The following is a 23,278-nucleotide window of genomic DNA, read 5'->3' as shown; positions in this document are numbered from 1 at the left end:
GGGAAGGAATAACAAAATCCATCACGGACCTTTCCCCGCCCCGCACGCCAGGCCGCGGGCGACAGCAAACCTGTCACACAAGAGCCTGACACACAGGGAGTTTACGGCGCCTGCGCAGGCTTCCGGCGAGTTCGCCGCCGGCCACCAGATTTTCTCAACAGATCGGATTTCCCCCATGAAGACTCTTTACACCGCAGAAGCCCTGGCCTCCGGCGATGGCCGCGACGGCACCGCGGTCACCAAGGACGGCAAGCTCAACGTGGCCCTGGCCAGCCCCGTGGAACTGGGCGGCAACGGCGAAGGCACCAACCCCGAGCAGCTGTTCGCGGCCGGCTACGCGGCCTGCTTCCACTCCGCCCTGCGGCTCGTCGGCCGTCAGGCGAAGGCGGACCTGACGGATTCCGCCGTTGCCGCGAAGATCCACCTGGGCTCCCTCAGCAGCGGGCCCGGCTTTGGCATCGCCGCGGAACTTGAGATCGCCCTGCCCGCCCTGGACCGGAGAACCGCCGAAGCCCTCGTGGCCAAGGCGCACGAAGTCTGCCCCTACTCCAACGCCACCCGCGGCAACATCACCGTCGACATCAGCATCGTGGAGGTCGCCGCATGAGCCCCGCCACCAAAACAGCCACGCTGCCCACCACCGGCCACGAGATCCAGCTGGCGTCCCGTCCGCACGGCCGCCCCGTGCCGGAAAACTTCCGCCTTGCCGAGACGGTTCTGCCGGAGCTCCAGGACGGCCAGGTCCTGGTCCGCAACCAATTCATCTCGGTGGACCCGTACATGCGCGGCCGGATGAACGACGTGAAGTCCTATTCCGCGCCGTTCGCCCTGGACGCCGCGCTCGACGGCGGCGCTGTCGGCGAGGTCATCGCGTCCCGGTCCGCGGACCGGAAGGTGGGTGACGCCGTCGTCCATTCGCTGGGCTGGCGCGACTATGCCGTGCTCGACGCCGGGGCGACCATCCCCGCCCGCGCCGACCTGGCCCCTGCGCCGGCTTTCCTGGGCGCACTGGGCATGACCGGCCTGACGGCGTATGCCGGGCTGCTCAAGGTGGCAGGATTTAAGGCCGGAGAAGTCGTTTTCGTCTCCGCCGCCGCAGGCGCCGTCGGCTCGCTGGTGGGGCAGATCGCTAAGGCCATGGGTGCATCCCGGGTCATCGGCAGCGCCGGCTCTGCCGAAAAGGTGGCGCGGCTGCTGGAGCTCGGTTTCGACGCTGCGTTCAACTACCACGACGGCCCGGTCGCCCGGCAGCTCGCCGAAGCCGCCGGCGAACGCGGGATCGACGTCTACTTCGACAACGTCGGCGGGGAACACCTCGAAGCCGCGCTGTCGGCGCTGACCGTCGGCGGCCGGGTGGCCCTGTGCGGCGCCATCTCCCAGTACAACGCCACCGCCCCGGCGGCGGCGCCGCGGAACCTGGCGCTGGCCATCGGCAAACAGCTGACGCTTAAGGGCTTCCTGGTCAGCGGTTACGGGCAGTACCGGGCCGAGTTCGTCGAGGCCATGTCCGGCTGGCTCGCCGACGGCACCGTGCGCTATGACGAGACCATCGTGGACGGCCTTCAAAACGCACCGCAGGCCTTTATGGACCTTCTGGACGGCGCCAACACCGGCAAGATGCTGGTGCGGATCTAGGCGCAAGTTCCGCGCAGGCTGACAGCCGAAAGCCCCGCACGGGAGAAGCCGTGCGGGGTTTTCTGTGGCTACCGCTTGGTAACAAGTTCTCAACAATCTGTGGAAACGCTGTGAACTGTGCTATTTCGACGTGTCACAGGACACTAATGTTGCTTCCATCAGTGCGCCTCGGCGCAGTGCTGCGAAATCCATCAGTGAAAACAGCGTTCAAGCGGCAAGCCCGCCAACAGACACTCATTGAGCACCCGTCGTAGCGCCTACTCTTTCTTCCTGGAGGAAAATTGAAGAACTCTCTGCGTGCAACCTTCAAGCGCGGTTCAATTGCAGGAGTCGCCACCGCCGGTGCGGCTGCACTTCTGCTGACCGGCTGCGGGGCCGCCCCGACCGCCAGCAGCACGGCCACCGCCACGGCCAGCGACTACACAGGCTGCATCGTGTCCGACTCCGGTGGATTCGACGACCAGTCCTTCAACCAGTCCTCCTACGAGGGTCTCAAAAAGTCCGAAAAGGACCTCGGCATCAAGGTCAAGCAGGTCGAGTCCAAGACCAACAACGACTTCGAGCCCAACTTGCGCGCCATGGTTACCGCCGGCTGCAACCTGACCGTTACGGTCGGCTTCCTGCTCGGCGACGCCACCAAGGCCCAGGCCACGGCGAACCCGGACAAGCACTTCGCCATCATCGACTTCGGCTACGAGACCCCGATCAGCAACGTCAAGCCGATCATCTACGACACGGCCCAGGCCGCCTTCCTGGCCGGCTACCTCGCGGCAGGCACCACCAAGACCGGAACGGTCGCCACCTTCGGCGGCATCAAGATCCCCACGGTCACCATCTTCATGGACGGCTACGCCGACGGCGTCAAGTACTACAACGAGAAGAACGGCAAGGACGTCAAGGTTCTTGGCTGGGACAAGGCCAAGCAGGACGGTTCCTTCACCGGTGACTTCGAGAAGCAGGACAAGGGCAAGCAGTTCACCCAGAACTTCCTGGACCAGGGCGCGGACATCGTGATGCCCGTCGCCGGTCCGGTGGGCAAGGGTGCGGGCGCAGCCCTGAAGGAAGCCAAGGCAGCAGGCAAGGACGTCAAGCTCATCTGGGTTGACTCCGACGGTTTCCTCACGGCACCGGACTACAAGGACATCATGCTCTCCTCCGTCATGAAGCAGATGGGCGAGGCCGTCGAGACCGTTGTGAAGGAAGACAAGGAAGGCAAGTTCAGCAACACGCCGTACGTTGGCACCCTCGCGAACGACGGCGTGCAGCTGGCGCCGTTCCACGACCTGGACTCCGCGGTTCCCGCCGAACTGAAGACCCAGCTGGAGCAGATCAAGAAGGACATCGCCGACGGCAAGCTGAAGGTTGAATCCGCAGCCAGCCCGAAGGTCTAACTCCCTCCGCCAAGCGCCACGGCCCGTCCGGTCATCCACCGCACGGGCTGTGGCGCTTTTCGTTGAGCGGTCAGACCCGCTTCCGGCTGCAGGTACTAGGCTGATCCTGCAGCCACATCATCCGTCCGGGCAGGGCCTGCCGGGACACTTCGAGATTGGTCAGAGTTTTGAAACTTGAACTCAAGGGGATCACCAAACGCTTCGGCTCCCTGGTAGCCAACGATCACATTGATGTGGTGGTTGAACCCGGGCAGATTCACTGTCTGCTTGGCGAAAACGGCGCTGGCAAGTCCACGCTGATGAATGTCCTGTACGGGCTGTATGAGCCCACCGAGGGCCAGATCCTCATCGACGACAAACCCGTCACCTTCCGCGGCCCGGGCGACGCCATGGCCGCGGGCATCGGCATGGTGCACCAGCACTTTATGCTCGTCCCGGTCTTTACCGTGGCCGAAAACGTCGCGCTCGGGGCGGAAGCCACCAAAGCCGGAGGATTCCTGAACCTGGATGACACCAGAAGGAAGATCCAGGAGATCTCGGACCGGTATGGCTTTGACGTCGATCCCGACGCAGTCATCGAGGACCTCCCGGTCGGGGTGCAGCAGCGGGTCGAAATCATCAAGGCACTCGTCCGCGACGCCAAGGTGCTGATCCTCGATGAGCCCACCGCCGTCCTCACCCCGCAGGACACCGATGAGCTGCTGGACATCATGCGCCAGCTCAAGAGCCACGGCACCTCGATCGTGTTCATTTCGCACAAACTCCGCGAGGTCAAGGCCGTCTCGGACACCATCACGGTGATCCGGCGCGGCAAGGTGGTCGGCACCGCCGATCCCGGCGCGTCGACGACGGAACTGGCCTCCATGATGGTGGGCCGCGCCGTGAACCTGACCCTGGACAAGGCCCCGGCCCAGCCGCAGGAGACGACGTTCCAGGTCAAGGACCTCACCGTCATCGCGCCCAGCGGCCAGCACGTGGTGGACGGCATCAGCTTCGACATCGCCCGCGGCGAGATCGTCGCCATCGCCGGCGTCCAGGGCAACGGCCAGACGGAACTGACCGAGGCCATCCTGGGACTCCAGGACCGCGTCCACGGCTCCATCCTGCTCGACGGCGAAGAGCTCCTGGGCCGCAGCGTCAAGGAGGTCCTCAACGCCGGCGTCGGCTTCGTGCCGGAAGACCGCTCCGTCGACGGCCTGATCGGCACCTTCTCGATTGCCGAAAACCTGATTCTGGACCGCTATGACCAGGCGCCGTTCGCCAAGGGCATCAGCATGAGCCCGGCCAAGGTCCTCGAGAATGCCAAGACCCGGATCGACGAGTTCGACGTGCGCACCCCGTCAGGGTCGCTTGCGGCCGGCACCCTGTCCGGCGGCAACCAGCAGAAGTTGGTCATGGCCCGGGAGCTTTCCCGGCCGCTGCGGCTCTTTATCGCTTCCCAGCCCACCCGCGGCGTGGATGTTGGATCTATCGAGTTCCTGCACAAGCGCATTGTGGCCGAACGCGACCACGGCACCCCCGTGATGATCGTTTCCACCGAACTGGACGAGGTGATTGAGCTCGCCGACCGGATCGCCGTGCTCTACAAGGGCAAACTGGTTGGCATTGTCCCGGCCGGCACCCGTCGCGACGTCCTGGGCCTGATGATGGCCGGGCTGTCCCCGGAGGACGCCCACGCCGACACGGCGGCCAAGCATGCGGCCGACAGCCCCGGGGCCGACAACCCCGCGGAGAATCCCGTACCGCCCCTGGCCACACCACTGGCAACAAATCAGGCGCCAGCCGCCCCGCCCGCGCAGGAGCGCAGCTCCGCCGCAGTAGGAGACGACCATGAGTGAGAACAACGAGCCGCGACGCTCGGCCGGACCGGATCCGGAGCGGACTCCGGACACGCCGCGCCCTCAACCACAGCCCACGCCGGAGCCCGACGTCGGGCCCGAGGCCCACGTGAACGATCCCGCCCTGGTCACCACACTGGACACTGCGGGCGGGGCCATGCGGCCGTCAGCGGTTCCCGTCTCGGCCCAGAGCGGTTCCCTCCCCGGCGACTCGGACTCGGTGCTGCGCAAGATCTTCACCGGCAGCGGCATGGTCTCCGTGCTGGCCGTGCTGCTGGCCTTGATCCTTGGCGGCCTGCTCATTGCCAGCACGGACAAGGCAGTCGCAGCTACCTCGAGCTACCTGTTTGCCCGCCCGACTGACTTCCTTGCCGCCGTCTGGTCCGCCGCCACCCGCTCCTATGTGGCACTCTTCCAGGGCTCGGTCTTCAACCCGCGGGGGAGCGGGATCGGCGGACAATTCGCCCCGCTGATGGAAACCCTCACCATCGCCACCCCGCTGATCACCGCCGGCCTGGGCGTGGCACTGGCCTTCCGCGCGGGCCTGTTCAACATCGGCGCCCAGGGCCAGATCATCGTGGCCGGCATCCTCGCGTCGTGGGTCGGCTTCGCCCTGCACCTGCCGATGGGGCTGCACCTGCTGCTGGTCCTTGTGGCCGGGATCGTCGGCGGCGCTCTTTGGGCCGGCCTGGTCGGGCTCCTCAAGGCGCGCACCGGCGCCCACGAGGTGATCCTGACCATCATGTTCAACTACATCGCGCTGTACTTCCTGAGGTACCTGCTCAACACCCCCGCCTTCCAGCGGCCGGGCGAGACCAACCCGATTTCCCCGATCCTGGACCCCAGCGCGATCTACCCCCAGATCCTGGGCACCCAGTACCGGCTGCACCTGGGCTTCCTCCTGGCGATCGCCGCCACCGTGTTCGTCTGGTGGATCCTGAACCGCTCAACCATCGGCTTCGAATTCCGGGCCGTCGGCGCCAACCCCAAGGCCGCACAGACCGCCGGCATCAACGTTTCGCGCGCCACCATCCTGGTGATGGCAATCGCTGGCGGCCTCGCCGGACTCTCGGGCGTGGCCCAGGTGGCCGGCACGGAGAAAGTCCTCACCGACGGCGTCGCCGCCACCTACGGTTTTGACGCCATCACGGTTGCGCTGCTTGGACGCTCGACGCCGTGGGGCACCTTCGCCGCTGGCCTGCTCTTCGGCGCCTTCCGGGCCGGCGCCGTCCAGATGCAAATCCAGACTGGAACCCCGATCGACATCGTGCTGGTGGTCCAGTCGCTGATCGTGCTGTTCATCGCCGCCCCTCCGCTGGTCCGGGCGGTCTTCGGCCTGAACCCGCGCAAGAAGAAGGCCGCGAAGGCCACCAAGTCCAAGACGGCAGCAACCACCGGAGCAGCAGCATGAGCACAACAGCAACGTCGCCCCAGCCGGGAAATCCGCAGCCTGCAGCCGGCCCGGAGAATCCGCCGTCGTCCCGGAACCACAAACTGACCGTGACCGCGAAGCCCGTGACGTGGAAGATTCCGGCCACCCTGCTGGTGCTCGCCGTTGTGGCGTTCATCTTCTTCGGGCTGCTGGGGCCGCACCAGACCGCCGAGTTCGGGATTTCCACCAGCAGTGACTTCTTCCAGCTGCCGGCCCTGGAGGTTCCGGCGTTCCTCGGTGGAATTGTCCTGTCGGTGCTTATGCTGGCCCTGGCCAGCTATGCCGTCTTCCTGAAGACCCGGGACCGCAAGGCTCCGGGCTGGGTTGCGATCGTCTTTATTGTGCTGTTCGTCGCCGCGTTCCTCATCTGGGTCGTCGGCGGTGCCCGCACCACCAACATCTCCCTGGCCGGGCTGATCGCGGGGTCGGTGACGCTGGCCGTGCCCCTGGTGTTCGGGTCCCTGTCCGGTGTTCTCTGCGAACGGGTCGGCGTCGTGAACATCGCCATCGAAGGCCAGCTCCTCGGCGGCGCCTTCACCGCCGCCATCATCGCCACGCTGACACAGAACCCCTTCCTGGGGCTACTCGCGGCGGCGGTCGCCGGAGCCTTGGTGTCCATGGTCCTGGCACTGTTCAGCATCAAGTACGTGGTCAACCAGATCATCGTCGGCGTCGTGCTCAATGTCCTGGTCTCCGGCCTCACCGGCTTTCTGTTCAGCACCGTCATGCAGGCGGACAAGGCCAAGTTCAACTCTCCGGCCCACCTGGACCCGATCACGATCCCGATCCTGGGCGACATCCCGCTGATCGGACCGATCCTGTTCAAACAGTCGCTGATCGGCTACCTGATGTACATCGCCGTGATTGTGGTCTGGGTCGGGCTGTTCAAAACGAAATGGGGCCTTCGGGTCCGGGCCGTCGGCGAGCACCCGCAGGCCGCAGACACCATGGGCATCAAGGTCAACGCCACCCGGTTCTGGAACGTCACCCTCGGCGGAGCCATCGCCGGGATCGGCGGCTCCTTCTTCACCCTCGTGGCGATCGACAGCTTCACCAAGGAGATCTCGGGCGGACGCGGCTTCATCGCCCTGGCCGCGCTGATCTTCGGCCGGTGGAACCCGATCGGAGCCTTCTTCGCCGCGCTGCTGTTCGGCTTCGCCGACAACCTGCAGAGCATCGTCACCATCATCGGCACCCCGGTGCCGAGCCAGTTCATGGCCATGCTGCCCTACCTCGTCACCGTGCTCGCCGTCGCCGGACTCGTCGGCCGGTCCCGGCCGCCGGCCGCCAGCGGCATACCGTACGTGAAGGGCTGACCGTGGACCGCACCGACGTCGACTGGGCCGCCCTCGAGGCCGCCGCGGTCGCCGCCCTGGCACACGCCTATGCGCCGTATTCGAAGTTCGCGGTGGGGGCAGCAGCCCTCACCGCGGACGGCCGGATCGTGAGCGGCTGCAACGTCGAAAACGCCAGCTACGGGCTGACCCTGTGCGCCGAGTGCGCCCTGATCGGCAACCTGCACATGACCGGCGGCGGCCTGCTGCGCGCCTTCTACTGCGTCGACGCCGGCGGCAACGTCCTGATGCCGTGCGGCCGCTGCCGGCAGCTGCTGTACGAATTCCGGGCTCCCGACATGGAGCTTATGACCATCCAGGGAATCAGGACCATGGACCAGGTCCTTCCCGACGCCTTTGGCCCGCAAAACCTGGAGGAACCCCGGTGACCCAACCGACACAAAGCACCAGCAAAACCGAAGCGTTCGACGCCGTCGACATCATCCGCATCAAACGGGACAAAGGCGTGCTCAGCCCCGCCCAGATCGACTGGACCATCGACGCGTACACCCGGGGCGCGATCGCCGACGAGCAGATGGCCGCCCTGAACATGGCGATCCTGCTCAACGGCATGGACCGCGCCGAAATCTCACGCTGGACGGCGGCGATGATCGCCTCCGGCGAGCGGATGGACTTCTCCAGCCTGCGCCGGCCCGACGGCGGCGTGAAGCCCACGTCCGACAAACACTCCACCGGCGGCGTCGGGGACAAGATCACCCTGCCGCTGGCACCGCTGGTGGCAGTCTTCGGCGTGGCCGTGCCGCAGCTCTCCGGCCGCGGCCTCGGCCACACCGGCGGCACCCTGGACAAACTCGAATCGATCCCGGGCTGGCGCGCCGCGCTGAGCAACGAGGAAATGCTGGCCCAGCTCCAGGACGTCGGCGCGGTCATCTGCGCGGCCGGCGCCGGACTGGCCCCGGCCGACAAGAAGCTCTACGCCCTGCGGGATGTCACCGGAACGGTCGAGGCCATCCCGCTGATCGCCTCCTCGATCATGAGCAAAAAAATCGCCGAAGGCACCGGTTCGCTGGTGCTGGACGTAAAGGTCGGCAGCGGCGCGTTTATGAAGGACGAGGCACGCGCCCGCGAACTGGCAGAGACCATGGTCGCGCTGGGCAAGGACGCCGGCGTCAACACGGTCGCCTTGCTGACCAACATGAACACGCCGCTTGGCCTCACGGCAGGCAACGCGATCGAGGTTGAGGAATCGGTGGAGGTGCTTGCCGGCGGCGGTCCGGACGACGTCGTCGAACTGACGGTCCGGCTCGCGGAGGAAATGCTCGCCTGCGCGGGCGTCCGCGACGCAGACCCCCGGGCCGCGCTCCGCGACGGCCGGGCCATGGATGTCTGGAACCGGATGATCGAGGCGCAGGGCGGGGACCCGCGCGCCAAGCTGCCGGTCGCCCGGGAATCCGAAGTCATCTACGCGCCGGCCGACGGCGTGCTGGTGGAACTCGACGCGATGGCCGTCGGCGTCGCTGCCTGGCGCCTCGGCGCCGGTCGCGCCCGCAAGGAGGACCAGGTCCAGGCCGGCGCCGGGGTTCGCATGCACGCCAAGCCCGGTGCTCTGGTCAGGGCCGGCGAGCCCCTGATGACGCTCCTGACGGACACGCCGGAGAGGTTCGAACGGGCCAAAGAGGCCCTCGAGCACGCCGTGCTGATTGCCCCGGAAGGCTCCCGCCCGGCGCAGCAGCTGATCATCGACCGGATCGCCTAGCCGATCCGACCTGAAGGCGGCCGCCGCGCTGCCGTTGCCCTATCGCTTGTGGTCCCCGCCCTTCCGGGTTAACCGCCACAAGTGCTAGGGCAAGCTGCGGTGGCGGCCCGTCAGTTCGCGGCGCCAGAGTAGAACGCGGTCCCGGAGCACGAGGCCCCACAGTACACTGGCACGACAGCCGAACTCCCGTTGTTTGTTAGGACACTGTGCAGGCAATCAACGACTTCATCCTGGCCGCCGCGGGGCAACCCTCGGTGCTCATCCTTGTGTTCGCTTGCTGCGTGATTGACGGTTTCTTCCCGCCGATTCCAAGCGAGTCGGTCGTCGTAGGACTCGCGGCGGTGGCAGCCACCGCCGACGTCCCCAACCCGGTGCTCCTGGCCGCGGTCGCCGCGGCGGGCGCCTTTCTCGGCGACAATATCGCTTACCTCATCGGCCGCGGCACCGGGACGCAGCGCTGGGCCTGGATGCGCGGCGCCCGGATGCAGCGGGCTTTCCGCTGGGCGGGCAAGGAGCTGCGGAAACGTCCGGCCTCGCTGATCCTTGTCGCGCGGTTCGTGCCGATCGGCCGGGTGGCGGTCAATCTGACGGCCGGCGCCACGCACTTCCCGCGGTCACGTTTCGTCGGGCTGACAGTGCTCTCGGCGGCGCTGTGGGGGGCCTATTCCGTCGCGATCGGCCTGTTCTTCGGCCAATGGTTTGAAGAGAACCATCTGCTGGGCGTCATCGTCGCCATTATCTGTGCGATCGGCCTGGGCATCCTGGTGGACCTGATCATCAGCAGGCTGCGCGGGCCGCTTCCCGACGACGCCGGACAACCCGTTCCGCCAGCGGAGTCCTGAAACGACACGGACCGGAAACGGGAGAATTATCCGGACGGAACATAGCGCAACCCTACCGGCCGTGGGACACTGAAGAGCGCTTTCGTCACTTCTCCTAGGAGCATCCCCCGCGTGGAATTTATCAATGAGGCTATACTCCATGCCGCGGGGCAGTGGTGGATTTATCCAATCCTCACCATCTTCTGCTTCATCGACGGGTTCGTGCCGATTCTGCCCAGCGAAACCCTGATTGTTGCCCTCGGTGCCCTGTCCGTCACTTCGGGCGAGCCGAACATGTGGTTCGTGATGGCGGCAGCCGCTGTCGGTGCCATCGCCGGTGACAACATGGCCTATCTGCTGGGCCGTCATGTCGGCGTCGAACGCTTCCGCTGGATGCGCAAACCCAAGGTCCAGCGCGCCCTGAACTGGGCTCGCTATGAACTCGATAAGCGCGGCGCCATGCTCATCTTCACCGCCCGCTACATCCCGGTGGGCCGCGTTGCCGTCAACTGGATCGCCGGCACCACCGCCTACCCGCGCCGCCGCTTCATCATCCTGGACTTCTTCGCCTCCGTCACCTGGGTCGCCTATTCGGCCGGAGTCGGCATCATCGCCGGCAACTGGGTGCACGAACACCCGCTGCTCGGGGTCGGCATCGCGATCGCCTTCGCCATCGTGCTGGGCATCGTGATCGACCACCTGCTGACCTGGCTGCACCGCTGGCGCGACACCAGGGGCGCTGCCGCCGCGACCAGCCGGGCCGAAACGATGGCCGCCGCGGCCAGCCGGGCCGCAACCATGGCAGCCGAAGCCAAGACCGCGCACAACCCAGCCACGCCCGCTGGCGGCGGCACCACCAATCTTCAGGTCTCCGGCACCGCATCGGGGCCCGGACCGTTTGCCGCGCCGGCCGACGTCGAAGCCTGATCCCGCCGTCGGGAATGCACCGCCGGACCGCAAGATTCCACGCCAGGTTCCGCGCCATGCGCCGCCCTCCGAGTCCGCCGGCCGACCGGCTGGCATTGCAGGGCCCCCGACCCTAAGGTTGGAACGTGACTGAGATAATCCTTGACGCTGCCTCTGACCTCGAATTCGACCTGAAGGGCCTCCCCAAGGTTTCCCTTCACGACCACCTGGACGGCGGACTCCGTCCGGCCACCATTATTGAACTTGCGGAGGCAGCCGGACACACCCTGCCCTCCACCGACCCCGTCGCGCTGGGGGAGTGGTTCCGCGAATCCGCCGACTCCGGCTCGCTGGTCCGCTACCTCGAAACCTTCGACCACACCATCGCCGTGATGCAGACCAAGGAAGGCCTCTTCCGCGTCGCCAAGGAATTCGTCGAAGACCTCGCCGACGACGGTGTGGTCTACGGCGAGGTCCGCTGGGCCCCCGAACAGCACCTCCAGCAGGGCCTGAGCCTGGACGAAACCGTCGAGGCCGTCCAGGCGGGCCTCGAGGCCGGCGTCGACGCCGTCGCCGAGACCGGCCGCGAGATCCAGGTCGGCCAGCTGATCACCGCAATGCGCCACGCCGACCGCGGCCAGGAAATCGCCGAACTGGCAGTCCGGCACCGCAACAACGGCGCCGTCGGCTTCGACATCGCCGGCGCGGAGGACGGCTTCCTGCCGTCCCGTTTCAAGGACGCCTTCACCTACCTGGCCCAGCACAACTTCCCGGCCACCGTCCACGCCGGGGAAGCCGCCGGGCTCGAAAGCATCCAGTCGGCCCTGGTCGACGGCCGGGCCCTGCGGCTGGGCCACGGCGTCCGGATCGCCGAGGACGTCACCGTTGAATTCGAGGATGACGAAGACGCCGACGGCGGCGAGAACGACGACAACATCGGCATGGTGACGCTCGGCGAGCTGGCCAGCTGGGTCCGCGACCGCGGCATCGCCCTGGAAATCTGCCCGTCCTCCAACCTGCAGACCGGCGCCGTCGCCGGCTTCGGCGAGGGAATCGAGAGCCACCCGCTGGACATGCTCTACCAGCTCGGCTTCAACGTCACCATCAACACGGACAACCGGCTGATGAGCGGCGTGACCCTCACGGACGAGTTCGAACTGCTGGTCGAGACGTTCGACTACGACCTCGACGACCTGCTGGAGCTGACGCTGAACGCCGCCGAGGCCGCCTTCCTCCCGCTTGAGGAGAAGGAAGCCCTCGTCGAATACATCAACGAGGCTTACGCCGACCTTGGCTAACGAGGACTCCAATGCGCTGGGCGCGCTGGTCGGTGTGATTGCCGACCTGCGCGCCCACTGCCCCTGGATGGCGGCCCTCACCCATGAATCCCTCGTGGAGTACCTCCTTGAGGAGGCTTTTGAGGTCGCGGAGACCATCGAGACCGACGGCGGCGACGCCGAGCTGAAGGCCGAACTGGGCGATGTCCTGCTCCAGGTGGTCCTGCACGCCCGGCTCGCCCAGGAGCGCAGCGCCTTCAACCTCGACGACGTCGCCCGCGGCCTCAGCGCCAAAATGATCCGGCGCAACCCGCACGTGTTCCGCCCCGACGGGTCCCTGCAGGAGTCCTTTCCGGCGACGGTGGAGGAAATCGTGCAGAAATGGGACGCCGTCAAGCGCTCGGAGCAGGTCCTGCATTCCGGGTCCCCGGCCGCCGGCGCTGAACCCTCCCGCGCTGATCCTTCCCGGCTGGGAGCCCTCGGCGGCGTCCCGGAAGCCCTTCCCGCGTTGGCCCGGGCCCAAAAGCTCCTGGACCGCGCCGAACGCGCGGGTCTTCCGGCGTCCGTGGATCCGGTCGACATTCCGGCCTCGGAACAGGACCTCGGGGACTTGCTCTTCGCCGTCGCCGCCGCCGCGAGGGCCCGGGGGCTCGACGCCGAACGAGCCCTGCGCGGCGCCAACCGCCGATTCCAGACGGGCCAGCAGCCGACGTCGTCCCCCTAATCCGCCAAAATGACGTCCGGGTACTGGATGGATTTCTGTAACTTATCCCACTCTGGACTAGGCTGGGTCGCGACGGGGACGTCGGTTTGTCAGCAAGATCCCAGCCTGATTTCCCATCAGATTCCCAGCAAATCGCTTCACCCAAAGGAGCCTACCCATGGCGCTCATCGATGCCATCCACGCCCGCGAGATCCTCGATTCCCGTGGCAACCCCACCGTAGAAGTTGAAGTCCTGCTCTCGGACGGCCAGATCGGCCGCGCAGCAGTTCCGTCCGGCGCCTCCACCGGCGAGCACGAAGCCGTCGAACTCCGCGACGGCGACAAGGGCCGCTACCTGGGCAAAGGCGTCCAGAAGGCCGTCGACGCGGTCATCGACCAGATCGCCCCGGCCCTGATCGGTTTCGACGCGACGGACCAGCGCAGCATCGACCAGGCGATGATCGACCTGGACGGCACCGCCAACAAGAGCAAGCTCGGCGCCAACGCGATCCTGGGCGTGTCCCTGGCCGTCGCCAACGCAGCCGCTGCCTCCGCGGACCTGCCGCTGTACAAGTACCTGGGCGGACCGAACGCCCACGTCCTGCCCGTGCCGCTGATGAACATCCTCAACGGCGGCTCGCACGCCGACTCCGACGTCGACATCCAGGAATTCATGGTTGTCCCGCTGGGAGCAGAGACCTTCTCCGAAGGCCTGCGCTGGGGCGTCGAGGTCTACCACGCGCTCAAGGCAGTGCTGCAGGCCAAGGGCCTCTCCACCGGCCTCGGCGACGAAGGCGGCTTCGCGCCGAACCTGCCGTCCAACCGCGCAGCCCTGGACCTCATCCAGGAAGCCATCCGGAACGCCGGCTACACCCCGGGCAAGGACATCGCCCTCGCCCTGGACGTCGCCTCCTCCGAGTTCTTCAAGGACGGCGGCTACCAGTTCGAAGGCAAGTCGCTCAGCTCCGCCGAGATGAGTGCGTACTACGCCGAGCTCGTCGCCGACTACCCGCTGGTGTCCATCGAGGACCCGCTGGACGAAAACGACTGGGAGGGCTGGAAGACCCTCACCGACGCCATCGGCGACAAGGTCCAGATTGTCGGTGACGATCTCTTCGTCACCAACCCGGAGCGCCTGCAGACCGGCATCGATTCGAAGACCGCCAACTCGCTGCTCGTGAAGGTCAACCAGATCGGTTCGCTGACCGAAACCCTGGATGCCGTCTCCCTCGCCCAGCGCGCGGGTTACACCACCATTACCTCGCACCGCTCCGGCGAGACCGAGGACACCACGATCGCTGACATCGCCGTGGCCACCAACGCCGGCCAGATCAAGACCGGCGCCCCGGCCCGCTCCGAACGCGTTGCCAAGTACAACCAGCTGCTGCGCATCGAAGAGGAACTCGACGACGCCGCACGCTACGCCGGCCGGAGCGCTTTCCCGCGTTTCAAGGGCTAGTAACCGCAGGAACCCGAAACCGGTGGCTATGGTTGAAAGACCATGGCCGCCGGTTCCTTTTTTGGCGCCCGTGCGGCGCCGCACAGCCGGCTCCGTGCCGGTGCCCGGCCCAGGCCACGGGAATCAGCACTGATCGCAGCAAGCCAGCCGGGTGCGGACCTGGCATTACAGGAGTGAGATGGCCACCCGCCGACCCAAGGTTCCCCGGGCCACGCCTGCGGCCTCGAAGTTTCCGGAAACCGGCGACGGCGGCGATGTCATCCAGGCTGATTTCGGCGGTTCCCGCCATGCCCCTTCGCCGGCCATGCCCCACGCCGCCCAGCCCCACACTGTTGCGTCCCGCCCGGGCGCTGCGAAACCCGCGTCAGCGAATTCAGGCACGTCGAAGCCCGGCACGGCCAAGTCGGGTTTGTTGAAGCCAGGCACAGCCAAGTCGGGTACCGCCCCGTCGGGCACCGCGAAGTCAGGCACCGCCACACCGGGCGGCACCAGCACCGCTGCGGGGGACGAAAACCTCGACCCGGTTCCCGCCAAGGCGTTTTCCGGCCGCACGCTGGCGCTATTCGTCGTCATGATTGCCATCACCATCATGCTGGCGCCCACGGTCAAGATTTTCTTCGAAAAGAACGCCGAGATTGCCGCGCTTGAGGCGGACATCTCGGCCAAACAGGACCAGCAAGGCGACCTGAGGCGCCAGGTCTCCCGCTGGCAGGATCCCAACTACGTGAAGCAGCAGGCCCGCGACCGCATTAACATGGTTATGCCCGGAGAAACGGGCTACTGGGTCTTCGGCAGCGATCTGCCGGCCGGAACGTCCAGTGGCGCGGCCGGTGCAGGATCACAACAAGACCCCGCCGACCTGCCCTGGGTGGACTCCCTCTGGGACTCCATCCGGCGCTCGGCAACAGACTAAGACGCGGCGCCCGCCGCAGGATTGTCCGTTGGACAAGCCAGACAGGGCAGGAAGGTGCCGCCCCGGTGGACGAGAACCGAGTGGACAAGACGCCCACGGCAGTGGATGCGACCGCAGTGAATCCCGCAGCAGTGAACGCCAACGCACTGAATCCGGGAGCACTGGAGACGGCCGGCGCCGCCGAGGAATCCCGCCGGCCCTCGCCCCGCGACCTCGATGTCCTGAGCCGGCAACTGGGACGTCCGGTGCGCGACGTCGTCGAAATCCCTGCCCGCTGCGTCTGCGGAAACCCGCTGGTGGCGGCCACCTCTCCGCGACTGAGCAACGGCACACCCTTCCCCACGACCTATTACCTGACGCACCCGGTCATCACCTCGGCCGTGTCGCGGCTTGAAGCCGCGGGCCTGATGAACGAGATGAACGAGCGGCTCGGAGCAGACCCGGCGCTGGCGGCGGCCTACCGCGGCGCCCACGAGGCGTACCTGGCCTCCCGTGCGGAAATTGGAGCCCGGTCCGGGATCGGAGCGGTGCCCGAAATCGACGGTATCTCCGCCGGCGGCATGCCCACCCGCGTCAAATGCCTGCACGTCCTGGTGGGCCATTCGCTCGCCGCCGGCCCCGGCGTGAACCCGCTCGGCGACGAGGCCATCACGGCCATCGGCGAATGGTGGACCACCGACCGTTGCTACTGCGACGGCGCGTGGGATACCGGCGGGGAGACCCCGTCACAGGACCTCAGCCGGCACGGCCCGCAGGGACTACCCGAGATCGTGGGCCGGCCCGCCCCGGTCCGGAAGACACGCACCGATGGCCCCGGCGGCACGGTTGCACCCGGCGGCACCGTTGAACCCGGCCACTCCAGCGGGGCCAGCCAGTGACCCGCGTGGCCGCCGTCGACTGCGGCACCAACTCGATCCGCCTGCTGATCGCCGATGTGGACGTGGACGGCGCAGCCCCCCGGCTGAGCGACGTCGTGCGCGAAATGCGGGTGGTCCGGCTTGGCCAGGGCGTGGACGCCACCGGCGAACTCGCCCGGGAGGCGCTGGACCGGACCTTCGCAGCCGCCGCTGACTACGCCGGCCAGATCCGCCAGCACGGCGCCACCAAGGTGCGCTTCGTCGCGACCTCAGCCACCCGCGACGCCCGCAACCGGCAGGTCTTCGTCGACGGCATCCGCGAGCTCCTCGGCGTCGAACCCGAAGTCATCACCGGGGACGAGGAAGCCGCACTGTCCTTCGCCGGCGCCAGCAGCGTGCTGCCCTCCCGCGGCGAGGACCCGGTCCTCGTGGTCGACCTCGGCGGCGGCAGCACCGAGTTTGTCCTGGGCAACGCCGACGGCGTCATCGCCGCCAGGTCCGTCGACGTCGGCTGCGTCCGGATGACCGAACGCCACCTCGTCAGCGACCCGCCGACAGCCGAACAGATCGCCGCCGCGGAGGCCGACGTCGACGCGGCCATCGACACGGCGGCACTGACCGTCCCGCTGGACCGCAGCGCCGCCGTCGTCGGGGTGGCCGGTTCCATCACCACCATCACAGCCCACGCCCTGCGCTTGCCCGGGTACTCCGCCGCAGCAATCCACGGCACCGAACTGTCGCTGGAGGCCGTGCGCCGTGCCTGCTCCGAGCTGCTGGCGATGTCCCATGCGGAACGCGCCGCCCTGCCGTACATGCACCCGGGCCGGGTGGACGTGATCGGGGCCGGCGCCCTCGTCTGGCGCCGGGTCCTGGAACGGCTCGCCGCGGCCACCGGCGGCAGGATCACGACGGCAGTGACCAGCGAACACGATATTCTTGACGGAATTGCCCTGAGTATCAGCTAGGCCGCAGGCCGCCTGGACCGGGTGTCCGCCGGACCCCGCCGGACGGCTCCCGTTGCGGGAAATCCCTGCCCGGATCCCTCCCGGCGTTCCGCAGCGCCACCGAATCCGCAGCACGCCCCGTATCCGCAGCACGCCCCGTTTCCGCAGCACCCTTGGTGCCCCGCCGATAGGACCCGAATGACCAGAGCAACAGCCCGGCGCCGCCGGACCGCCTCGGCGTTGATGGCCTTGGCCCTAGCGGGCAGCACCCTGGCGGCCGGCCTGACCGCCGCCCCGGCAGCGCACGCCGACGAATGGCGGGACAAGCAATACTGGCTTGCCGAATCCGGCATCACCAAGGCCTGGGAAGTGTCGAAGGGCGCCAATGTCAAGGTCGCCGTCATCGACAGCGGCGTGGACGGCAAACACCCCGACCTGGCCGGAGTGCTGACCGGCGGAGTCGACGTCTCCGGCGCCGGCACCCCGGACGGCCAGAAGAGCATCGGGGCGAAGCCCGAGCACGGAACCCTCGTCGCCACCATACTGGCAGGCCGCGGCCACCAGCCCGCCGATGCGACGGCCTCGCCCACGCCCACGCCAGGCGCCGGGCCGTCCGTTGCGCCGGACGGGATCATCGGGGTGGCACCCGAAGCGCAACTGCTGTCCGTCTCCACCTGGCTTGGATCGGCTAACCCCGGTGGCAAGACCGACCAGGACCAGATACCGCAGGCCGTCCGCTGGGCCGTCGACAACGGAGCCAGCGTCATCAACATCTCGCTGGGCAGCACCTCGCCGGAATGGCCGCAGAGCTGGGACGCTGCCTTCCTCTACGCCGAACAGAAGGACGTCGTGATCGTCGCCGCCGCAGGCAACCGCGGGGGAGGCAACGTCCAGGTCGGGGCCCCGGCCACCATCCCCGGAGTGCTGACAGTCGCCGGGCTGGACCGCAAGGGAACCGCCAGCATCGATTCCTCCTCCCAGGGCATCAGCATCGGCGTCGCGGCCCCGGCGGAGAACCTGATCGGCGGGTTGCCCGGCGGCGGCTACGCGGACTGGGCCGGCACGTCGGGCGCCACGCCGATCGTGGCCGGCGTGGCGGCGCTGATCCGCTCCAAATGGCCGGAGATGACGGCGAGCCAGGTCATCAACAGAATCGTCAGTACCGCGAAGGACGCCGGCGCTCCGGGGAAGGACCCGCTCTACGGCTTCGGGATGCTCGACGCCGAAGCCGCGCTCAAGGCTGACGTGGCCGAAACCCGGACCAACCCGCTGGGTTCCATTTCCGACTGGATCAGGGTCCACCGGCGGGGCAGCCTGGCCACGTCTCCCGCCGCCGTCGCAGCGACCCCCTCCAGCGCCGTGCCGACCCTTCCGGAAGCCACCGTCCCGGTCGCGGTGCCGCCGTCCGAGCTCGACGGCGCCGTTCCGGCCCTGGTGGTGCTGGGCTTCGGCGGCCTGTTCCTCTGCATCCTCGGCGCCGCGATCTTCCAGCTCCGCCGCGCCGCGCGGACGCCCTCCCCGGACGGCCCCTACGGACCCGCAAACCCGGACTCCGGAGCGCTGGATTCGGTGGCTTCCACCGGGAAACCATAGTTAGTGAAGTTTTTCACAAACTACGGTATTCTTGGGGAATGGCATCCTCCCCTCAGCTCCAGGACCGTCCCAGGGTACTCGTCGTCGGCGGCGGCTACGTCGGCCTGTACGTAGCCCTCAAACTGCAGAAGAAGATCGCGAAGGCCGGCGGCATCGTCACGGTCGTTGATCCCCTGCCCTACATGACTTACCAGCCCTTCCTTCCCGAAGTTGCCGGCGGCAACATCGAGGCACGCCACGCCGTCGTCTCGCACCGCCAGCACCTCAAGCAGACCGAACTGATCCAGGGGCGCGTTACCTCGATCGACCACGAAAACCGCACCGCCGTGGTTGCCCCCGCCGACGGCGGAGCCAACTTCGAGGTTCCCTATTTCGACGTCGTGGTGGCCGCCGGCGCGATCACCCGGACCTTCCCGATCAAGGGACTCGCGGACAAGGGCATCGGACTCAAGACCATCGAGGAAGCCGTAGCCCTGCGCAATAAGGTCCTCGACCGGATCGAACTCGGCTCGCTTATGACGGATCCGGCCGAACGCGCCCGCGCCCTGACCTTCGTGGTCGTCGGCGGCGGCTTCGCCGGCATCGAGTGCATCACCGAAATGGAAGACCTCGCCCGCGCCGCGGTCAGGAACAACCCCCGCGTCCAGCAGGAGGAAGTGCGCTTCGTCCTGGTTGAGGCCATGGGCCGCATCATGCCCGAGGTCACCGCCAGCCAGGCCGAGTGGGTCGTCGAGCACCTGCGCAGCCGCGGCATCGAGGTCCTGCTCAACACCTCGCTGGACAGCGCCGAGGGCTCCCTGAAGCTCATCAACCTTCCGGACAAGACCCCGGCCCAGGAATTTGAGGCCGACACCCTGGTCTGGACTGCCGGTGTGCAGGCCAACCCGATGGTCCGTTCCACCGATTTCCCGATCGAACCGCGCGGTCGTGTCCGGGTCCTCGCCGACCTGCGCATCGCCGGCGACGAAGGCATCATCGAGAACGCCTGGGCTGCCGGCGACGTTGCGGCCGTTCCTGACCTCACGGGCAGCGGACTGCCGGACGGCACCTGCGTCCCGAACGCCCAGCACGCGCTGCGCCAGGCCAAGCGGCTCGCCAAGAACCTCTGGGCCTCCCGCTGGGAGAAGCCGCTGAAGGACTACAAGCACAAGAACCTGGGTGCCGTCGCCGGTTTCGGCGAGTGGAAGGGTGTGGCCAACATCAGCCTGGTGGGCCGCATCGGCCTCAAGGGCCCGCTGGCCTGGCTGGCACACCGTGGCTACCACGGCCTGGCCATGCCGACCGTGGAGCGCAAGATCCGGGTCATCTTCGGCTGGATCCTGTCCTTCTTTATGGGCCGCGACACCACGCAGCTGATCGATCTGGATGACCCCCGCGGTGCCTTCGTGGCCGCCGCCACGCCGGCGCCGAAGCCGGCCGTGGCGCCGGTGGCCCCCGCGGCACCCGCGGCACCCGCGGCTGCCGAGGCCGGGAAGCTCGCAGGGGAGCCCAGCCCGGCGGCAGGCAAGCAGGCCGTGCCGGCTGACGCCAAGTAGCCTGCAGCAGTCGACGGCGGCCGTTCCCCTGCGGGGGAGCGGCCGCCGTCTGCGTTAATCCGGCTTCCCGGGCCCGGCGAGGGTCCGGACCTAGACTGGCAGGATGACCGCTGAAAAGGACCTCCACACCCTGCTGGCCACGATGCACCCGGAAATCCGCGCTGGCGAGTTCGTCTACGTGCCCTGGCCGGACGGCCGGCCATTGACCGGTGCCATCGCCGCTGCCGTCCGCGAAGCCGAGGGGCTGACGGTCGTGCTGCCGCGGGCCGAAGCCGACACCCTCGGACTGGGCTACGACTTCGTCGGCGCCTGGATCACCCTCCAGGTGCACTCCCCGCTTGAGGCCGTCGGCCTGACCGCGGCCGTCAGCGCCGCCCTCGCCGAAGCCAAGATCAGCTGCAACGTCCTCGCCGGCTTCCATCATGATCACCTGGTGGTCCCGGTCGCGGACGCTGACCGGGCCCTCGAGGTTCTGCACGAACTCGTCGCGGCGCACGGGGAGCACAAGCCCGCCCCGGAGCTGGTGCTGCGCAGTGAACAGCCCGCGGACCGGCCCGCCATTCTGTCCCTCACCGCCGCGGCCTTCGCCGTCTCCCCGGTCACCGGCCACCCCGTCGACGGCGAACCCGAAGAGGTGCCGCTCCTGGCTGCGCTCTTCGACTGTGAGGAATACCTGCCGGAGTTCAGCATCGTCGCGGAACTCGACGGGGAAATCGTCGGGCACGTGATAAGCACCCGCGGGCGGGTGGGGGAGCTGGAGCTCCTGGGCCTCGGACCGATCGGCGTGATGCCGCGCCTGCAGCGCCACGGCATCGGTAGCGCGCTGATGAAGGAAACGATCGCCCGGGCCAACACCGAGGGGGAGCGCGGCATCGCGCTGCTGGGCGACCCGGAGTACTACTCACGCTTCGGCTTCGTGACGTCGACGTCCCTCGGCGTGGACGCCCCCGACCCGGCCTGGGGCGCACACTTCCAGCTGCTTCCGCTGGCCGTCTGGCCCGGTGGCGTGAGCGGAACCTTCCGCTACGCCGGGCCCTTCGGCGGCGCATAGCCCGGGTCCCGACGGGATACCATGGACCGGGCGCCCCAGTAGCCCAATTGGCAGAGGCAGCGGACTTAAAATCCGCGTGTTGTGGGTTCGAGTCCCACCTGGGGCACACTTTTTGGCGACCGCCGGTCAGACGGGCAGATTTCCTCTATGCAACGAGTGTTATAAGGATGTGACCGTAGTCACTTTGGATCGGGCCGGATGTGCACTAGCTTGAAGGGTAAATCAGGAACACCTGATCTTTCGCATCAAAGGCCGTTCGCACCTTTAGATCGAGGAGATTGTAAATGACTTCACTCCCCCAGGTGGCACCCCGCATCGCTAAGCTAACCGCGCTTAGCATCGGCGTCGCCCTTCTGGCTACGGCTTGTGGTGGCTCGTCCACCCCGACGGCGACATCCGGGTCCGCCACGGCCAACGCCGCAGGCATCGCCTGCCCGGCACCGAGCGCCGGAGCTGGCGCTGGCACCTCGGCCGCGACCAACACCGGTCCGATTCCGGCGTCCACCACAACCACTGACACCCCGCTGAAGATCGGCTCGCTGCTGCCGACCACCGGGTCGCTGGCCTTCCTCGGCCCGCCCGAAATCGCCGGTGTCAACCTTGGTCTCAAGGAAATCAACGACGCCGGCGGTGTGCTCGGCAAGCCGGTAGAGGTTATCCACCGTGACTCCGGCGACACCAAGACCGACATTGCCACGCAGTCCACCACCGCTCTGCTTGGCTCAGGCGTCAGCGCCGTCATTGGCGCCGCCTCCTCGGGCGTCTCCAAGACCGTGATCAACCAGATCACCGGTGCGGGCGTTATCCAGTTCTCCCCGGCCAACACCTCGCCGGACTTCACCGACTGGGATGACAAGGGCCTCTACTGGCGCACCGCCCCCTCGGACGTGCTCCAGGGCAAGGTCCTCGGCAACTACATGGCCACCTGTGGTGCCCAGACCGTGGGCATGATCGTACTGAACGACGCCTACGGTATCGGCCTTGCGAAGAACGTGAAGGCTGCGTTTGAGGCTGCAGGCGGAAAGGTCGTGGCGGAGGAGCTCTTCAACACCGGCGATTCCCAGTTCAGCAGCCAGGTTGACAAGGTCATCGCCGCGAAGCCGGATGCCATCGCGCTGATCACCTTCGACGAGGCCAAGAGCATCGTTCCGCTGATGACGGGCAAGGGCGTCAAGCCCACCCAGATGTTCCTCGTGGACGGCAACATGGCCGACTACAGCAAGGACTTCCAAGCAGGCACCCTGAAGGGCGCCCAGGGCACCATCCCGGGCACCTTCGCCAAGGATGACTTCAAGAAGAAGCTGCTGGCCATCGACCCCGCCCTGAAGGACTACAGCTACTCCGGCGAGTCCTACGACGCCGCGAACCTGATCGCCCTGGCCGCCGAGGCCGCCAAGAGCACCAAGGGCACCGACATCGCAGCGCAGCTGAAGGCAGTCTCCGAGGTCGGCGAAAAGTGCAGCGACTTCCCGTCCTGCGTCACCCTGCTCCGCAACGGCAAGGACATCGACTACGACGGCCAGTCCGGTCCCGTAACGTTCTCCGACGCCGGTGATCCGACCGAGGCCTACGTCGGCATCTACGAGTTCCAGGATGACAACACCTACAAGGCATCCAAGGAAGAGTTCGGCAAGCTCTAAGCTCGCCCTTCCCTAGCCACAGAGGCCCCCGTCCGCACCGGACGGGGGCCTTCTGCGTGCGGGGCCTCTGCCGGGGTCCTCTGTGTGCGGTTGAATGAAGTCCGGCGGGACGCAGGCGTCACGCACGGCAGGCTTTCGGTCCTCGGAGGGGCGTCCGACCGCCGGGAACCCGGCGCTGCATCCAGGCAGCCCGGCCAAAAGTCTGCACCGCGTGACGCCGGGACGTCGCATC

Annotated in this window: 20 protein-coding genes and 1 tRNA gene; all 21 read left to right on the top strand. The window is 67.4% G+C overall.

Features of this window, described 5'->3' with window-relative positions; genetic code table 11:
- The first annotated feature begins 175 nt into the window (after nucleotides 1-175).
- The 21 genes from AC50X9_RS04640 to AC50X9_RS04540 all read left to right on the top strand — a co-directional run bounded on the left by AC50X9_RS04640 (nucleotide 176) and on the right by AC50X9_RS04540 (nucleotide 23,046).
- Nucleotides 176-607, top strand: a complete 432-nt coding sequence (locus tag AC50X9_RS04640; RefSeq protein WP_494890719.1) for an organic hydroperoxide resistance protein — start codon at nucleotides 176-178, stop codon at nucleotides 605-607.
- Nucleotides 604-1,635 carry an NADP-dependent oxidoreductase gene (locus AC50X9_RS04635; RefSeq protein ID WP_494890717.1) on the top strand — a complete coding sequence of 344 codons (1,032 nt, stop codon included), beginning with the start codon at nucleotides 604-606 and terminating at the stop codon, nucleotides 1,633-1,635. The genes AC50X9_RS04640 and AC50X9_RS04635 overlap by 4 nt, the downstream gene beginning before the upstream one ends.
- A 281-nt stretch (nucleotides 1,636-1,916) precedes the next feature.
- Nucleotides 1,917-3,026 (top strand): BMP family lipoprotein, encoded by a 1,110-nt coding sequence (locus AC50X9_RS04630; protein ID WP_494890715.1) that lies wholly within the window; start codon nucleotides 1,917-1,919, stop codon nucleotides 3,024-3,026.
- Between the two features lie 167 nt (nucleotides 3,027-3,193).
- Entirely contained in the window at nucleotides 3,194-4,864 is a 1,671-nt protein-coding gene (locus AC50X9_RS04625) for an ABC transporter ATP-binding protein (protein ID WP_494890713.1), read from the top strand.
- Nucleotides 4,857-6,275: an ABC transporter permease gene (locus tag AC50X9_RS04620; protein WP_494890711.1), complete on the top strand. Its 1,419-nt coding sequence runs from the start codon at nucleotides 4,857-4,859 to the stop codon at nucleotides 6,273-6,275. Before AC50X9_RS04625 ends, AC50X9_RS04620 begins: the two co-directional genes overlap by 8 nt.
- A complete protein-coding gene (locus AC50X9_RS04615; protein ID WP_494890709.1) occupies nucleotides 6,272-7,612 on the top strand; it encodes an ABC transporter permease in 1,341 nt (446 codons plus the stop codon). Before AC50X9_RS04620 ends, AC50X9_RS04615 begins: the two co-directional genes overlap by 4 nt.
- Before the next feature lie 2 nt (nucleotides 7,613-7,614).
- Nucleotides 7,615-8,019, top strand: coding sequence for a cytidine deaminase (locus AC50X9_RS04610; protein ID WP_494890707.1), 405 nt, complete (start codon nucleotides 7,615-7,617; stop codon nucleotides 8,017-8,019).
- Complete coding sequence (locus AC50X9_RS04605; protein ID WP_494890705.1) at nucleotides 8,016-9,347, top strand: thymidine phosphorylase; 1,332 nt, start codon at nucleotides 8,016-8,018, stop codon at nucleotides 9,345-9,347. The genes AC50X9_RS04610 and AC50X9_RS04605 overlap by 4 nt, the downstream gene beginning before the upstream one ends.
- Before the next feature lie 206 nt (nucleotides 9,348-9,553).
- A complete protein-coding gene (locus AC50X9_RS04600) occupies nucleotides 9,554-10,189 on the top strand; it encodes a DedA family protein (protein WP_494890703.1) in 636 nt (211 codons plus the stop codon).
- Nucleotides 10,190-10,300: 111 nt separating this feature from the next.
- Nucleotides 10,301-11,095 (top strand): DedA family protein, encoded by a 795-nt coding sequence (locus tag AC50X9_RS04595; RefSeq protein WP_494890701.1) that lies wholly within the window; start codon nucleotides 10,301-10,303, stop codon nucleotides 11,093-11,095.
- Between the two features lie 125 nt (nucleotides 11,096-11,220).
- Nucleotides 11,221-12,372, top strand: a complete 1,152-nt coding sequence (locus AC50X9_RS04590; protein ID WP_494890699.1) for an adenosine deaminase — start codon at nucleotides 11,221-11,223, stop codon at nucleotides 12,370-12,372.
- Between the two features lie 67 nt (nucleotides 12,373-12,439).
- On the top strand, nucleotides 12,440-13,075 hold the full coding sequence (locus tag AC50X9_RS04585) for a MazG nucleotide pyrophosphohydrolase domain-containing protein (RefSeq protein WP_494890749.1): 636 nt from the start codon (nucleotides 12,440-12,442) through the stop codon (nucleotides 13,073-13,075).
- Nucleotides 13,076-13,232: 157 nt separating this feature from the next.
- Nucleotides 13,233-14,513 carry a phosphopyruvate hydratase gene (gene eno / locus AC50X9_RS04580; protein WP_494890697.1) on the top strand — a complete coding sequence of 427 codons (1,281 nt, stop codon included), beginning with the start codon at nucleotides 13,233-13,235 and terminating at the stop codon, nucleotides 14,511-14,513.
- A 178-nt stretch (nucleotides 14,514-14,691) separates the two neighbouring features.
- On the top strand, nucleotides 14,692-15,426 hold the full coding sequence (locus AC50X9_RS04575) for an FtsB family cell division protein (RefSeq protein WP_494890695.1): 735 nt from the start codon (nucleotides 14,692-14,694) through the stop codon (nucleotides 15,424-15,426).
- A 161-nt stretch (nucleotides 15,427-15,587) separates the two neighbouring features.
- The gene (locus AC50X9_RS04570) at nucleotides 15,588-16,304 is read left to right on the top strand and encodes a DUF501 domain-containing protein (RefSeq protein ID WP_494890747.1); all 717 of its coding nucleotides are present in this window, start codon (nucleotides 15,588-15,590) and stop codon (nucleotides 16,302-16,304) included.
- On the top strand, nucleotides 16,301-17,248 hold the full coding sequence (locus AC50X9_RS04565) for a Ppx/GppA phosphatase family protein (protein ID WP_494890693.1): 948 nt from the start codon (nucleotides 16,301-16,303) through the stop codon (nucleotides 17,246-17,248). Before AC50X9_RS04570 ends, AC50X9_RS04565 begins: the two co-directional genes overlap by 4 nt.
- Nucleotides 17,249-17,425: 177 nt before the next feature.
- The gene (locus tag AC50X9_RS04560) at nucleotides 17,426-18,820 is read left to right on the top strand and encodes a S8 family serine peptidase (protein ID WP_494890691.1); all 1,395 of its coding nucleotides are present in this window, start codon (nucleotides 17,426-17,428) and stop codon (nucleotides 18,818-18,820) included.
- A 38-nt stretch (nucleotides 18,821-18,858) separates the two neighbouring features.
- A complete protein-coding gene (locus tag AC50X9_RS04555) occupies nucleotides 18,859-20,355 on the top strand; it encodes an NAD(P)/FAD-dependent oxidoreductase (protein ID WP_494890689.1) in 1,497 nt (498 codons plus the stop codon).
- A 103-nt stretch (nucleotides 20,356-20,458) separates the two neighbouring features.
- Nucleotides 20,459-21,406 carry an N-acetyltransferase gene (locus AC50X9_RS04550; protein WP_494890687.1) on the top strand — a complete coding sequence of 316 codons (948 nt, stop codon included), beginning with the start codon at nucleotides 20,459-20,461 and terminating at the stop codon, nucleotides 21,404-21,406.
- A gap of 32 nt (nucleotides 21,407-21,438) precedes the next feature.
- Nucleotides 21,439-21,512: transfer RNA gene (locus AC50X9_RS04545), tRNA-Leu, on the top strand.
- A 178-nt stretch (nucleotides 21,513-21,690) separates the two neighbouring features.
- Complete coding sequence (locus AC50X9_RS04540) at nucleotides 21,691-23,046, top strand: ABC transporter substrate-binding protein (RefSeq protein ID WP_494890685.1); 1,356 nt, start codon at nucleotides 21,691-21,693, stop codon at nucleotides 23,044-23,046.
- Nucleotides 23,047-23,278 lie beyond the last annotated feature (232 nt).

Source organism: Pseudarthrobacter sp. HLT1-3 (assembly GCF_059383535.1).
The sequence above is the reverse complement of the archived record's forward strand: the minus strand, read 5'-3'. Positions and strand labels throughout refer to the sequence as shown.

What these genes read in the sequence shown, in the direction of transcription:
- AC50X9_RS04640 (WP_494890719.1), top strand. Translation starts at nt 176, where the DNA reads ATGAAGACTCTTTACACCGCAGAAGCCCTGGCCTCCGGCGATGGCCGC.
- AC50X9_RS04635 (WP_494890717.1), top strand. Translation starts at nt 604, where the DNA reads ATGAGCCCCGCCACCAAAACAGCCACGCTGCCCACCACCGGCCACGAG.
- AC50X9_RS04620 (WP_494890711.1), top strand. Translation starts at nt 4,857, where the DNA reads ATGAGTGAGAACAACGAGCCGCGACGCTCGGCCGGACCGGATCCGGAG.
- AC50X9_RS04615 (WP_494890709.1), top strand. Translation starts at nt 6,272, where the DNA reads ATGAGCACAACAGCAACGTCGCCCCAGCCGGGAAATCCGCAGCCTGCA.
- AC50X9_RS04585 (WP_494890749.1), top strand. Translation starts at nt 12,440, where the DNA reads ATGGCGGCCCTCACCCATGAATCCCTCGTGGAGTACCTCCTTGAGGAG.
- eno (WP_494890697.1), top strand. Translation starts at nt 13,233, where the DNA reads ATGGCGCTCATCGATGCCATCCACGCCCGCGAGATCCTCGATTCCCGT.
- AC50X9_RS04575 (WP_494890695.1), top strand. Translation starts at nt 14,692, where the DNA reads ATGGCCACCCGCCGACCCAAGGTTCCCCGGGCCACGCCTGCGGCCTCG.
- AC50X9_RS04560 (WP_494890691.1), top strand. Translation starts at nt 17,426, where the DNA reads ATGACCAGAGCAACAGCCCGGCGCCGCCGGACCGCCTCGGCGTTGATG.
- AC50X9_RS04555 (WP_494890689.1), top strand. Translation starts at nt 18,859, where the DNA reads ATGGCATCCTCCCCTCAGCTCCAGGACCGTCCCAGGGTACTCGTCGTC.
- AC50X9_RS04550 (WP_494890687.1), top strand. Translation starts at nt 20,459, where the DNA reads ATGACCGCTGAAAAGGACCTCCACACCCTGCTGGCCACGATGCACCCG.
- AC50X9_RS04540 (WP_494890685.1), top strand. Translation starts at nt 21,691, where the DNA reads ATGACTTCACTCCCCCAGGTGGCACCCCGCATCGCTAAGCTAACCGCG.